Source organism: Sporolactobacillus caesalpiniae (genome assembly GCF_040513385.1).
Lineage (GTDB): Bacteria > Bacillota > Bacilli > Bacillales > Sporolactobacillaceae > Sporolactobacillus.
Map to the genome: position 1 here is coordinate 259820 of NZ_JBEVCB010000004.1, position 12589 is coordinate 272408.

Here is a 12589-nt window from a genome sequence, read left to right on the forward strand (position 1 = left end):
GATCGAGAAAACAATTTGATGAGATGTTTGCTGTTATTGAGTTATTTACCGATCTTGTTGCTGATCAAAGTGATCAAGCAGTGCACGCACTTCATCTGTTGACTTTGTGCTCATTAATTGATTTCTTAATTCACTTGCCCCACGAAAACCGCGGACATAGATCTTAAAAAAGCGATGGAGTGCAGTAAACGGACGCAACTCTAATTTTTCCGAATACTGATCATAGAGATCCAGATGCAGCCTCAAGAGATCGAGCAGTTCCTGACTATTATGATCCTTTGGTTCCTTTTCAAAAGCAAATGGATTCGCAAAAATACCGCGCCCAATCATTAGCCCATCTACGCCATAGTGTTCAGCGAGCTTCAAGCCGGTTTGACGGTCAGACACATCGCCATTGATCGTCAAAAGTGTTTCCGGTGCAACCTGATCGCGAAGTTTCATAATCTCCGGAATCAGTTCCCAGTGTGCGTCTACCTTGCTCATTTCCTTTCGTGTACGCAGATGAATGGTCAGATTCGCAATATCCTGTTTCAACACATGTGTCAGCCAGTCCCGCCATTCGTCAACATCTAAGTAACCGAGCCTTGTCTTCACACTGACAGGTAGTCCCCCTGCCTTTGTCGCCTGAATTAAATCGGCTGCGACTTCGGGACGCAAGATAAGGCCGCTTCCCTTTCCATTCGCCGTCACATTAGGCACTGGGCATCCCATATTGATATCCACACCGCGAAACCCTTGCTTCGCCAGACCCATACTCATCTGCCGAAAGTGTTCCGGTTTATCCCCCCATATTTGGGCGACAAGCGGCTGTTCATCCTCCGTAAACGTTAAACGCCCACGCACACTTTGAATCCCCTCTGGATGACAATAACTATCCGTGTTTGTAAACTCTGTAAAAAACACATCAGGCCTAGCTGCCGCACTCACGACATGGCGGAAAACAACATCCGTCACCTCTTCCATCGGTGCCAGTATAAAAAAAGGTCGTGGTAAATCACGCCAAAAATTAGTATTCATCGTTAACTTCAAATCCTCACATTATGGGATACTCGTCCAGAATCTTTATCCCAAAAATTACTTTCTTAACACTTATAGCATGATTAAGTAGTTTAAATCAAATGGCATACATTTTGGCTATTATAATTTTTAGAAGATGCGAAGGGAAAAGCAGAGGAGAAGTGCCAGCAGGGAGATTCGTAAAACAGAGGACATATGCTCATTTCGTACTATGATTGCACATTGCAATACAATTGAATATAATTGTGATAGAGGAGGTGTTTCAGTTGACAAGAACATCAAACGTTTTCGCCCGTATTGAACCTGAACTTAAGGAGCAGGCTGAGCAGGTTCTGAAGCAGCTCGGGATTCCCATGTCCAACGCGATCAGTCTTTTTCTGCGTCAGGTCGTGCTGCAGCGCGGGATCCCCTTCGATATAAAACTGCCCGAAAACAAACCACTCACTTTCGGATCGCTCGATGAAAAGTCATTTAACGATGAAATTGAAAAAGGACTAGCCGATCTGAACACCGGGAGAATTACATCGGCAGAGCGCGTAGCCGAGAAGATGAGGCAGGATTATGGGAAATGAGCAGTGGAAGATTGTATATACCGTGCATGCGGAACGAGATTTAAACAGCATTTACACATATATCGCCATCTGACTGCTGAATCCTGAAATTGCGAGAAAACAAATTCAACGTATCATGAATGCGGCCTCAAAGCTGGATGAGATGCCGTTTCGTTTTTCCCTTTACGATAAGGAGCCATGGCATAGCAAAGGTCTTCGTATCTTACCCGTGGATAACTATCTTGTCTTTTATCTGACCGTGGAACCGCTGAAAACCGTGGCAATCGTCCGTATTATGTATAGCAGACGTGATAATGCGGCGCAGCTGCGATAAGGTTAAAAAACTGTAAAGGATAACTACGATGTGATCAAACGTATGAAGCGCGTGCAAATAAACATATTTCACTGCGAATATCCTTTCTGTATGCGTTTTAAAACTGATTCACGTTTTTTCCATGCAGTGGCGTTCACCTTACTTTCCACAGCATTTCTTATCCTTTGTTCGTTGCCGCAAGGACAAGAATCATTTCGTCTGATTTTGTCACCTTTAATTGGCTGATTACTTGACTTGGTACATGTGCGCTACTCAGGATCTTTTTATCAATGTATAGACCAATACGATCCTGATGCTTTTAAATCAAAAACATCAGCAGGCCACTTTCAATTTTTCGGTTGATCAATAGTTATCAGATATGTACGATAAATACACATTCATTGAGGTGATTGCCCCATATGCGGCCTATCAATCGTCATTATGAAGCAAATAACAGACAACAAGTTTTCTTGAATACCTTTGCTGTGCCCAGCGCTAAAGCAAGGCAGCGTTCGGAGAACTTTAAATGGAGTACAGATACACTTTTCATATTTGTCGATGCATCCGAACTTAATTCCAGTGGCATTTTTGGGCTAGCCTCGTGTTTTGTAGGCCAAGGCGAAGTGATTGTTAAGTCAAGAAAGCATTATGCTCAGCTCTTCAAAAAACAGAATTCCTATGCTGAGTATGCAGCCATTTGGTTTGCAATTCAGACACTATTCGCAGTAATAAAACAAAAGCATCAAAAGCCTGATCACGTCATCCTATTCAGTGATTTTGTCCATCCTGAAGACTTAACGATCGTCTCAGCAGAAAAAAATCGTTTGAATCCTATTATTGAGAAAATTATATTCTCAAAAAATACATTTCTTTCATTGCACCCACAAATAAAGCTGACTTTTGAACTCATGACGAAAGAATTAAAACGCCACAATCCTTATTACCGGGCGGCTCATAATGCATCAAGAAAAATTCTGCACTAAGATTAGATCAATTCAATTAACTCATGTAAAATGTGCCTTATCAGAAGTAGAAATACAATAAGCGATTTCAATTTCCATGTAAAAACATTATCGTTCCTTCTTTAAATCATCTAGCCTCTCTTTTATTGCTTCAATATCCATTGGATCCTTAGCAACGGTTAAGTCCTTTTCGTATCGTTCTCGTGCCTTAGAATAATCCTTCTTCTCTTCAAAGAAAAACAAATCTCCCCAGCCGATATAGCTCCAAGGATTGTCAGGAAAATCATGTACTGACGTATCAAACTCGGATTCCAGCTTTCTCATATTGATCTAAATACTTATAGTATGCTGAAACCAGTTAAATCAAATCATGTAGAGCTCTTCCCTCTCCACCACAGTATCAAAAAAAGGTACTAATCAATGAAAACAGATACATTGATGGTACCCTTCAGAGTGAAAACGGCATATTGTGACACGACAAACAGCGCCTCAACTTCTCAAAATCTTCTTCGATCCGCCGTAACATTGCGTATCATTTTCTGAATCAATCGGATCACCTGTTTGGCGAAGATGACTTTTATTGATTGGATCGTGCTTCATTTTCCAGATTATCCCGTTTGCCAACGCCGGAAACATAATAGCTGGCGACGACGAGACAAAGGAAAATAATCCCGACAATCAGCGACAGACGTGTATCCGGATTGAACCACATCCCGATTAATACAACGATTAAAAAGACAATCGTCAAATAGTTTGAAAACGGCACAAGCGGCATTCTAAACGGATGTTTCTGCGACTCAGTTTCTTTTATTTTTCTGAACCTGAGATGGCTGATCAAGATGACAAACCATGGGACCATCCCCGGAAGGACACTCGCACTGTAGACGTAAACAAAAATTTTCGGCGGTGCGACAAAGTTCAGCACAACACCGATAGTAAGACCGATGAGCACAGCAATCGTGCCAAAAAGCGGCACTCCGTTCCCGGAGACTTTTTTGAAGCATTTGGGTGCCTGTCCGAATTCACCCAGCGTGTAGAGCATCCGTCCGGCACTGTAAATACCGCTGTTGCACCCGGACATCGCTGCCGTAATGATGACAAAGTTAATGATTGCGGCTGCAGCGGTAATGCCGATTTTTGCGAACGTAATGACAAACGGGCTGCCCAGTTCATTAAGCTGACTCCACGGGTAGACGGTGACAATCACAAAGATCGCACCAATATAAAAAATCAGGACACGCCAGATGATGCTCTGAATCGCACGGACGATTGTTTTTTCCGGATGCTTCGCTTCACCGGCTGTGATGCCGATAAGTTCAACCCCCTGAAAAGCCGCAACGACGAGCGACAGCGAAAAGAAAAAGCCTGACCACCCTTTTGTAAAAAAACCGCCGTGTGCCCATAGATTCGACAAGCCAATCGCTCGTCCCCCATTTCCAAATCCGAAAAAGATCAATCCGATTCCGGCAATAATCATCAAAATAATCGTAACCACCTTGATCATTGCAAACCAAAATTCAAATTCACCGAACGAACGGACAGAAATCAGGTTCGCAGTACCGAGAATGATCACAACCAGAACACTGGGAATCCAGGCCGGCAGCCCCGGAAACCAGAACTTCATGTAGGTTCCTACGGCGATCACTTCAGACATGCCGACGATGACCCATTGAAACCAGTTGCTCCACGCGGTCAGATAACCGGCGAGCGGATGAATAAACTCGCGTCCGAATCTCGCAAATGATCCGGTGCTCGGCTCAACGTATAACATCTCCCCCATCGCTCGCATAATGAAGAAAATAAACAATCCGCTGATCGCATAAGCAAGCAGCACGGACGGGCCCGTCCACTGGATTGTACTCGCTGAGCCCATGAATAAACCAACGCCGATCGTTCCGCCCAGCGCGATCATCTGAATATGGCGCGCACTAAGGCCTCTCTGTAACTTCTCTTTCTCCACCTAACTTCACCCTTCTGCTGAATACTTCTTTATTGATTGTGACAACACACAACGACTTCAATTTTAACAATGATTCAAAGAAATGTCTCCCCGATGATCGAGTCAGAGCGGCATTACACGTGTAATGCTGGTCATGAGTAAGCATGAAAGCGAACGAGTCACCTATGAAATTACATCATAGGTGACTCGTTTTTCTAAACGATATATAAAAAACGTTAAAAGCTTTACTTCATGCTTCCTGTGCCGCTCCAATGTATATAGTATCTTTATCAAAAAGGAGTTCTGTTGGCTGATTATATAGCCTGTTGACTCCATTGATATTTTCAACGAAAAGGCGCACGAAGCTGCTCTGCTTTTCTATAAGCTGTTTCATTGCCTGTTCTATTTTTACCGATTCATATTTTCCTAGCTTGTTCCCAGTTTCAATTAGAGCTTCGTCAATTTGTGATTTGCTAATAATTGGAATCTTCGCAATGGCCTTACCTGCAATCTTATTAACACGTGCTAATCCCTTTAACAGGTTAGACTGTATGGAAGAATTGGCATATTCTTAGTGCTCATTATTGATGTCTGCGTCCATGGAAACTTGTCAACGGGTTTTAGCGTTTTCGAGGTTTGTGGTAATATATCAACTTTTTTAAAGGTTCTAGGGAATATATCAATATTCGTATTAGAAACTACATAGTTATACATTGTATTTATAGATCTTTATTTGCAGCTAAACAATTCTTCTATAACTCTGTTCCAAATATTTTCAGGTATCTGATCTAAATCATATTTACCTGATTCTCTAAAATACAAATCCATAACTTTTTGAACAACTGTTACGTGTGAAATTTCACCTGTCATGAGTAAATGCTTTGTTATTTTATACCATCCAGGAGCTTTTATATCCAATTTTTCAAGTTCCATATCTTTAATAACTCTTTCTCGATCATAATGAAGTGAAATGAACTCTGGACTCCAAACTCCTTGATTACCATGCAAAATCATAAATTGAGTTTTCCCTTCACTGTGAAGTGGAACGCCTACCGCCCCTGGATTAATAATTTGTTTTCCTTTTCTCTTATAATTCATCTGTATATGAAAGTGTCCACAAAGCACAAGATCAGTCGGTATCTCATCCATCAGTTCATCAATATAATCACAGTCAGGACGCATGCTCTGATTTACTTTTGAGGGTGAACCATGACAAATTGTAATATCTGGATATCCATCATAGTGCATTATGTCTGATATAGGAAGTTTCTCAAAAAAATTGATATCTGAGTTTGATAACTGACTGTAATTATATGCCAACATACCAGTTGACGACTTTCCACTTTCCCATACCTCATCAGAATTTCTTCTATGGTCTATCCAATAATTCTCCTTGTTGCCACGAATAAATGTACATGGATACTGTTCTTCTATTTGCTTCAACAATTCCAATGTCCTTTGAGGAGATGCCATATCGCCAATATAATCTCCGAGAAAAATAAATTCATCCACATTTCTCTTCCTTGCTTCATGAATACATGTTCTCAAAGCTTCACTGTTACTGTGAATATCCGCCATAACTGCAATTTTTTTCACTTTTTCGCATTCTCCTAACAATAAATGTTGGAAACTATCTTACAGTCAGTACGCATTCTCAACATACTTGCCACATACCGAAAGTCTGGAAACCCTGGATATTACGCCTTCGAATGATAAAATTATTTATTTTTCGACATCAAGCAAACTGTCTCCACATGCATCGTCTGCGGGAACATATCAACTGGCTGCACCTTTTTCACCTGATACCCGCCTGCGGTGAGCATCTTGAGATCGCGGGCGAGTGTGGCCGGATTACAGGAAACATAGACAATCCGCTCCGGCTGCATGGCGATCATCGTGTCGATCAGCGAGGCGTCGCAGCCTTTGCGCGGCGGGTCGACAACGATGACGTCTGGTTCGATGCCTTGATCACGCCATGTTGGAATCACGTCTTCGGATTTTCCGACTTCAAAGGTGGCATTGGTGATCTTGTTGAGCTCGGCATTTTTCTGCGCATCTTCAATCGCTTCGGGAACGATTTCTACGCCGTAGACGTGCTTTGCTTGTTTGGCAAGGAACAGGGAAATCGTGCCAATGCCGCAGTAGGCATCGATCACTGTTTCTTTTCCGGTCAGTCCGGCGTAATCCAATGCTTTGCCGTAGAGCACTTCGGTTTGGGTCGGGTTGACCTGGAAGAAGGAGCGCGCTGAGATGGCGAATGTAACGTCGCCGATTTGGTCATAGATGACATCGCGCCCCCAAAGGGTTTTGGTTTCATTGCCGAAAATCGCGTTGGTACGCCTTGAATTGATGTTATGAGCAATTGATTTAATCTGCGGATAGTGTTCGGTCAGTCCTTTGATCAACGTCTTGCGGTGCGGCAGTTCATCGCCGCGCGTCACAAAAACAACCATGACCTCGCCGGTTTTCTTGCCGACACGGGCCATAATGTGGCGCAAGACACCGCGGTGCTTGGTTTCGTCATAGGGCATGACCTTGTTTTCTTCGGCGATATGGCGTGCAGTCTGTACGATTTCATCAATGAGCGGATCGGTGATCATGCAGTGATCCATGGTGACAATCTCATGGCTGCGTTTCTTGTAAAAACCAAAGGCGAATTTCCCATTTTGCTGGGCGACCGGAACCTGGATTTTATTGCGGTAGTTCCACGGCTCGTCCATACCGAGGGTTGGTTCGACGGCGATGTCGGTCAAACCACCGATCCGCTCCAATGCGTTCTGGACGATCTCTCGCTTGTAAGCGAGCTGCCCTTCCGCGCTAATATGTTGAATGGCGCAGCCGCCGCATTGCGGATAATAGGGACATGGCGGTTCGGCACGACGATCACTGGTCTCGGTCAGTTCAAGCAAACGGCCATAACCATAGCCTTTTTTGGTTTTGGTCACTTGAATTTTTGCTTTTTCTCCGGGCAATCCGCCGGGAATGAATAATGTATAGCCATCAACCTTGGCGACACCGGACCCGTCTTGAGTCAGGTCGGTGAAGGTTACCTCGAGTTGTTGATTTTTCGCTACTGGTACATTGGATTCAGACATTTTTGAACTCCTAATCGTGTCATATGGTTAGCCTGCATACGCTGAATATGGGTACTGCAGGCTTTATCGGTCTGTTTCAACATTTTATCGGTCTCTTTTGGAAAAATATCGGTCTGTTCCGCGAATTTATCGGTCCGTTTCGTAGATTTATCGGTCTCTTTTCACGTTTTATCGGTCCATTCCGGACAATCTGCATGTCCTGCCGGTTCATCTCTTTATAAGATAGCGGTAAACACAGGGTAAAACAAGTGCTTCTCACCTCATACGAAATGCCATGAACCTCAAAAAGTTCATGGCACATTTTTGGTCTGAATGTCGCTTTATGATTGAAGCTGCTTGATCTCCTGCTCGGATTCAAGAAGGTGCGCATCCTCGGTTTCTTTCGGTACCATCAGATGGAGATGGTGATAAAGATTGACGATTTCGCCGGGAAGGTCGCCGCCGTATTCGCCGTCGATATTGAGCTGCATTTTCTCTTCAGCCTCGATTTTGATTCGGCTTGCCTGTGCGTAGATGACTTTCGGATCTTTCATATGCTCGCCGCGTGTCGCCATGGACGCGAGGCGAATAAATTCTGCGAGATTCGCCGCCTTCAAAATGATGAGATCAAATAGGCCGTCATTCATCTTGGCATCCGGCGCTAATTTTTCAAATCCGCCGACCGAATTGCTGTTGGAGACGAGGAAAAGCATGATATCGCCCTCAAAGGTGCGGTCGTCATAATCAATTTTGACTTTGATCGGCCGGATTGATGGGAGCATTTCGATGCCCTTAATAAAATAGGCTAATTGACCGATCATCGTTTTCAGTTTGCTTGGTACGTCGTAGGTCAGCTCCGTCAGCTTACCGCCGCCGGCAATGTTCACGAAATAACGGTCGTTGACTTTCCCAATATCAATTGGCATCTCGTGACCGTCGCACAGTACATTGCAGGCTTTGACGATGTCACGCGGTATACCGATAGCCCGGGCAAAATCGTTGGTTGTACCTAAAGGCAAGATTCCGAGCTTCGGGCGGTAGTCCATCTCAGCAAGTCCGCTAATCACTTCATTAATGGTGCCATCGCCGCCAGCCGCGACAACAAGGTCGAATTTCCGCTTGACCGCTTTGTGGGCGGCTTTGGTCGCGTCCCCTTCCCTTTTGGTCGCGTAGGCGGACGCTTCGTATCCCGCATCTTCAAGCCGGTCAAGGATATAGGCGATGTTTTTTTTCGCAAGCTCCCGTCCTGACGTAGGATTATAAATGATTCTAGCCTTCTTCATGATTATCACCCAATCAATCTCTGTATAAAGATATTCGTGTGTTGAAACACAAAAGGAGCCTACTCATGTCGGCTCAATTCTTATGCCGTATGAACTATTTCACTAGACTAATCTACGATCATTCTCAATTCATTGTGTCCGATTCAGATGATCACTAATCACTATTATCTGATTCAGTATACTATTTGGATGCGTTTACTTAAATAGAAGCTGATGAATTTCGCGGTACTCAGCTTTCTTATTTTATTATATTGTAAACGATTTTTAAAATCAAAATCGATCCTGTGAAAAAATTCATGCACAACCAGCCGCATATATATAATTGGAGGTCATTTGTGGACGGCAACCGCCTAATTTTGATTTATTGAGCGTTTCTACAGATTTATCGAGCACCTTGAAAAGTTTATCGAGCACCTTCACAGATTTATCGAACATTTCTGCGAATTTATCGAGTGCTTTGCCTTTCGCCATAAAAAAAGCGAGACTCCTGATCAACAGGGGTCCCGCTTCCGTAATCTTTATTGCAATACATAAGGTTTACAGCTTATTCACTTCATCAAGAATGATCTTGTTGACCATTTTCGGATTGGCTTTGCCATGCGTCTGTTTCATGACTTGGCCGACAAGGAATCCGAGCGCGCGGTCTTTGCCGTTCTTGTAGTCGATCATTGATTGCTTGTTAGCTTCGAGAATTGGCGCCAGCATATCGCGCAGCGCGCCTTCATCAGAGATCTGAACAAGACCTTTAGCTTTAACGATTTCTTCCGGATCGCCGCCTTTTTCGATCAGATCCTTGAAGACCTTCTTGGCGATCTTGCTGGAAATCGTGCCTTTTTCAATCAGTTTAACCAGCTTGGCCAAATCCTTTGCCTTCATTGGCACTTGGTCAATGGTCATGTACTTGCTGTTCAAGTATGCGGACACGTCGCCCATTAGCCAGTTCGACACGAGCTTGGCGTCGGCACCCTCGGCAACAGCTTCTTGGAAAAAGTCGGACATCGTCTTCGTCTGAGTGAGCACTATCGCATCATATTCCGGTAGACCAAGGTCTTCGACATAGCGCTTCTGGCGCGCATCCGGCAATTCCGGAATTTCGGACTGAATGCGGTCGATCCACTCTTGATCGATTTTCAGTTTAATGATATCCGGTTCCGGGAAGTAGCGGTAATCATCGGAGCCTTCTTTTCCACGCATGACCGTTGTTGTCTTGGTCGCGTCATTGTAGCGGCGTGTTTCCTGAACAACTTCGCCACCTGAGAGAAGCACGCGTTCCTGGCGTCGTTCTTCATAAGCGAGCCCTTTTTCAACAAACGTGAATGAGTTCAGGTTCTTCAGTTCCGTCTTAGTACCAAATGTTGTCTGTCCGTAGGGACGAATCGAGATGTTGGCATCGCAGCGAAGCGAGCCTTCTTCCATCTTAACGTCGGACACATCGATATATTGCATGATCGCTTTCAGCTTTTCCAAATACGCGTACGCTTCTTTAGGGTCGCGCATATCCGCTTCGGAAACGATTTCGATCAGCGGTGTGCCGACACGGTTGAAGTCGACAAGTGAACCGGAACCGTCCTCCAAGTGGTTCAGCTTTCCGGCATCTTCTTCCAAGTGAAGACGGTGGACACCTATCCGTTTCTTTTCGCCGTCGATTTCAATTTCGATGTACCCATTGCGACCGATCGGTTGATCAAACTGAGAAATCTGATAGGCCTTCGGGTTATCCGGATAGAAGTAATTCTTCCGATCGAATTTCGTCTCTCGGGAAATCTCGCAATTTAGAGCAAGAGCGGCTTTAATTGCATAATCAACCGCTTCATGATTCAGAATAGGAAGCACACCCGGGTGTCCGAGACAAATAGGACATGTATTTGTATTCGGTTCTGAGCCGAACTGGTTTGCGCAGCCGCAGAACGCTTTCGTCTTCGTTTTCAATTCAACATGGACTTCAAGCCCGATGACTGTTTCAAAATTACTCATTTGCTCATCGCCCCTTTGGCAGGCGTTAATGTGAATCCGGCCGTTTGTTCATAAGCATGCGCGGCGCGATACAACGTCTCTTCGCCGAACGGTCGGCCGATCATCTGCAGACCGACCGGCAGTCCGTTTGCGAGTCCGCATGGCAGACTGATTGCCGGAATGCCGGCAAGGTTAACCGGAATAGTCAGAAGGTCGTTCGCGTACATCGTCAACGGATCATCGATGTTTTCGCCGATCTTGAAAGCAGTCGTTGGCGTTGTCGGCCCGACAATAATGTCATGATCCTTGAACACTTTCTCAAAGTCCTGCTTGATCAACGTACGCACTTGCTGCGCTTTTTTATAATAAGCATCGTAGTAACCGGAGCTCAAGGCGAAAGTGCCAAGCATAATCCGGCGCTTCACTTCGTCGCCGAAGCCTTCGCTTCTTGATTTCTTGTACATCTCGATCAAATCATTTGTTTCTGCGCGAACGCCATAGCGCACCCCGTCAAAACGAGCGAGGTTGGCTGATGCTTCAGATGAAGCAATAATATAATAGGCAGGAACAGCATATTTAGAATGAGGGAGCGATACTTCGTCAACAACGGCACCTAACGATTCGAGCTGCTTGATCGCAGCGCGGATGTTTGCCTTTACGGATTCATCAATGCCCTCACCCAGATATTCTTTTGGAACAGCAACTCGGAGGCCTTTGATGTCGCCGGTGAGTGCCGCAGCATAATGCGGTACAGCGACATCGGCGCTCGTTGAATCATGGCGGTCAAGACCGGCGATGGTTTCAAGCAGGTAGGCATTGTCTTCGACGGTCCGAGTAATCGGTCCGGCTTGATCCAAGGATGAAGCAAATGCGACAAGCCCGTAACGCGACACACGACCGTACGTTGGCTTCATGCCGACTACGCCGCAAAATGCGGATGGCTGACGGATTGAGCCGCCAGTATCTGTTCCTAATGCGAACAGCACTTCGCCCGCTGCAACGGCTGCGGCAGAGCCGCCGCTGGAGCCGCCCGGAACACGCTGCAGATCCCATGGATTTTTTGTTTTCGCAAAAAATGATGTTTCGGTTGAGGAGCCCATGGCGAACTCGTCCATGTTTAATTTTCCGATTGTAATTGCCTTTTGTGTCTTAACTTTTTCCACTACGGTAGCATCATAGAGCGGATCGTAGTTTTCAAGAATATGGCTGGAACATGTGGTTTTCAGTCCCTTTGTCACCATGTTGTCTTTCAGTCCGATCGGCATGCCTGAAAGAATTGCGCTATCTGCCGTTCCGTTCTCATCAAGGGCCTTCGCTTCGCTGCGGGCAGCTTCTTCATTCAAGGTCAGAAACGCCTGCACATCCCCATCAACTTCATGAATACGCGCGAACGCTTCGTCGACAAGATCGGATGCCTTGATTTCTTTGTTATGTAACTTTTGAGATAAAGACACAAGGCCTTCTTCAAAAAGTGGCATCTCTGTTATCCTCCTTCTG

Annotated in this window: 12 protein-coding genes; 3 read left to right on the plus strand and 9 right to left on the minus strand. The window is 45.0% G+C overall.

Annotation, left to right across the window (positions count from 1 at the left end; translation table 11 throughout):
- Nucleotides 1-45: 45 nt before the first annotated feature.
- Entirely contained in the window at nt 46-1017 is a 972-nt protein-coding gene (locus ABWW58_RS09660) for a tRNA dihydrouridine synthase (RefSeq protein ID WP_353868935.1), read from the minus strand.
- A gap of 257 nt (nt 1018-1274) precedes the next feature.
- On the opposite strand from ABWW58_RS09660, the gene ABWW58_RS09665 reads away from it, so the two are divergent.
- The 3 genes from ABWW58_RS09665 (at nt 1275) to ABWW58_RS09675 (ending at nt 2864) form a co-directional block, all read left to right on the plus strand.
- Entirely contained in the window at nt 1275-1589 is a 315-nt protein-coding gene (locus ABWW58_RS09665) for a type II toxin-antitoxin system RelB/DinJ family antitoxin (protein WP_353868936.1), read from the plus strand.
- A gap of 88 nt (nt 1590-1677) precedes the next feature.
- The gene (locus ABWW58_RS09670; RefSeq protein ID WP_353869082.1) at nt 1678-1902 is read left to right on the plus strand and encodes a type II toxin-antitoxin system RelE/ParE family toxin; all 225 of its coding nucleotides are present in this window, start codon (nt 1678-1680) and stop codon (nt 1900-1902) included.
- A 398-nt stretch (nt 1903-2300) separates the two neighbouring features.
- Entirely contained in the window at nt 2301-2864 is a 564-nt protein-coding gene (locus tag ABWW58_RS09675) for a hypothetical protein (protein ID WP_353868937.1), read from the plus strand.
- Nucleotides 2865-2951: 87 nt separating this feature from the next.
- On the opposite strand, the gene ABWW58_RS09680 is transcribed toward ABWW58_RS09675, so the two are convergent.
- From ABWW58_RS09680 to gatA, 8 genes are all read right to left on the minus strand, one after another.
- Nucleotides 2952-3167, minus strand: a complete 216-nt coding sequence (locus ABWW58_RS09680) for a hypothetical protein (RefSeq protein WP_353868938.1) — start codon at nt 3165-3167, stop codon at nt 2952-2954.
- Between the two features lie 253 nt (nt 3168-3420).
- Nucleotides 3421-4755, minus strand: a complete 1335-nt coding sequence (locus tag ABWW58_RS09685; protein ID WP_445783430.1) for an amino acid permease — start codon at nt 4753-4755, stop codon at nt 3421-3423.
- A gap of 756 nt (nt 4756-5511) precedes the next feature.
- The gene (locus ABWW58_RS09690; protein WP_353868940.1) at nt 5512-6378 is read right to left on the minus strand and encodes a metallophosphoesterase family protein; all 867 of its coding nucleotides are present in this window, start codon (nt 6376-6378) and stop codon (nt 5512-5514) included.
- A 122-nt stretch (nt 6379-6500) separates the two neighbouring features.
- Nucleotides 6501-7877 (minus strand): 23S rRNA (uracil(1939)-C(5))-methyltransferase RlmD, encoded by a 1377-nt coding sequence (gene rlmD / locus ABWW58_RS09695; RefSeq protein ID WP_353868941.1) that lies wholly within the window; start codon nt 7875-7877, stop codon nt 6501-6503.
- A gap of 320 nt (nt 7878-8197) precedes the next feature.
- Nucleotides 8198-9139 carry a diacylglycerol kinase gene (locus tag ABWW58_RS09700; protein ID WP_353868942.1) on the minus strand — a complete coding sequence of 314 codons (942 nt, stop codon included), beginning with the start codon at nt 9137-9139 and terminating at the stop codon, nt 8198-8200.
- A 294-nt stretch (nt 9140-9433) separates the two neighbouring features.
- Nucleotides 9434-9610 carry a hypothetical protein gene (locus ABWW58_RS09705; protein WP_353868943.1) on the minus strand — a complete coding sequence of 59 codons (177 nt, stop codon included), beginning with the start codon at nt 9608-9610 and terminating at the stop codon, nt 9434-9436.
- Between the two features lie 66 nt (nt 9611-9676).
- A complete protein-coding gene (gene gatB, locus ABWW58_RS09710) occupies nt 9677-11113 on the minus strand; it encodes an Asp-tRNA(Asn)/Glu-tRNA(Gln) amidotransferase subunit GatB (RefSeq protein ID WP_353868944.1) in 1437 nt (478 codons plus the stop codon).
- Nucleotides 11110-12570, minus strand: a complete 1461-nt coding sequence (gene gatA, locus ABWW58_RS09715; RefSeq protein ID WP_353868945.1) for an Asp-tRNA(Asn)/Glu-tRNA(Gln) amidotransferase subunit GatA — start codon at nt 12568-12570, stop codon at nt 11110-11112. The genes gatB and gatA overlap by 4 nt, the downstream gene beginning before the upstream one ends.
- Between the last annotated feature and the right edge of the window lie 19 nt (nt 12571-12589).

What these genes read in the sequence shown, in the direction of transcription:
- ABWW58_RS09685 (WP_445783430.1), bottom strand. Translation starts at nt 4,755, where the DNA reads ATGATCGCGCTGGGCGGAACGATCGGCGTTGGTTTATTCATGGGCTCA.
- gatA (WP_353868945.1), bottom strand. Translation starts at nt 12,570, where the DNA reads ATGCCACTTTTTGAAGAAGGCCTTGTGTCTTTATCTCAAAAGTTACAT.
- ABWW58_RS09675 (WP_353868937.1), top strand. Translation starts at nt 2,301, where the DNA reads ATGCGGCCTATCAATCGTCATTATGAAGCAAATAACAGACAACAAGTT.
- ABWW58_RS09660 (WP_353868935.1), bottom strand. Translation starts at nt 1,017, where the DNA reads ATGAATACTAATTTTTGGCGTGATTTACCACGACCTTTTTTTATACTG.
- ABWW58_RS09705 (WP_353868943.1), bottom strand. Translation starts at nt 9,610, where the DNA reads ATGGCGAAAGGCAAAGCACTCGATAAATTCGCAGAAATGTTCGATAAA.
- ABWW58_RS09680 (WP_353868938.1), bottom strand. Translation starts at nt 3,167, where the DNA reads ATGAGAAAGCTGGAATCCGAGTTTGATACGTCAGTACATGATTTTCCT.
- gatB (WP_353868944.1), bottom strand. Translation starts at nt 11,113, where the DNA reads ATGAGTAATTTTGAAACAGTCATCGGGCTTGAAGTCCATGTTGAATTG.
- rlmD (WP_353868941.1), bottom strand. Translation starts at nt 7,877, where the DNA reads ATGTCTGAATCCAATGTACCAGTAGCGAAAAATCAACAACTCGAGGTA.
- ABWW58_RS09700 (WP_353868942.1), bottom strand. Translation starts at nt 9,139, where the DNA reads ATGAAGAAGGCTAGAATCATTTATAATCCTACGTCAGGACGGGAGCTT.